Below are 560 nucleotides of genomic sequence, written 5' to 3' on the forward strand. Positions count from 1 at the left end.
ATTGTAACGTCGTACATGTTTTTTACATTTGTATCTGCTGGGATAAAGGCATAGTATTGTTGGTCGTCGCCTACATCAAATTCTACTAACTTGGTTTTCTCATCTCCCCAGTAATTTTTTATGTTTAAATAATGGTCTACTAGACTTTCTTTCCAGTCTAATTGTAATATATATCCTTTATATACCATTGCATCGAGAAGTAAAGAACCTAAAAGATCCTTTTCTTTATTACATTCTTTATATTCATCAATAGAAAGCCATACTTCATCTAGCTCTTCTTTATGTTTTTCATAAAATGCATCATCATCTAAACTTTGATAATCTTTTATGAACTCATCTACAAATGCATGCCATCTCTTTGGAATTACTCTTTCTAGTGAGGGGTTATGTTCTATCCCTTCTTTTATATTTTCATCTTCTATTTCTTTATTGTCATCAAGTTTATAATCGTCTAAATCCATATGCTTAAATTTCATAGTATTTTTATAGTGTGCTAAATCATATGGATAATAGGTAGTTTCTTTTAAATCTGTATCATCAAGTTCTAATATTTTTGCTAT

1 pseudogene is annotated in these 560 nt (G+C 29.1%); it reads right to left on the reverse strand.

The annotated features are described in order from the left end of the window. Nucleotides 1–560, reverse strand: a pseudogene (locus OM90_RS12985) (DUF1911 domain-containing protein); the annotation flags it as partial.

Origin of the sequence: Defluviitalea phaphyphila, from assembly GCF_001466305.1 — a bacterium.
Lineage (GTDB): Bacteria > Bacillota > Clostridia > Lachnospirales > Defluviitaleaceae > Defluviitalea_A > Defluviitalea_A phaphyphila.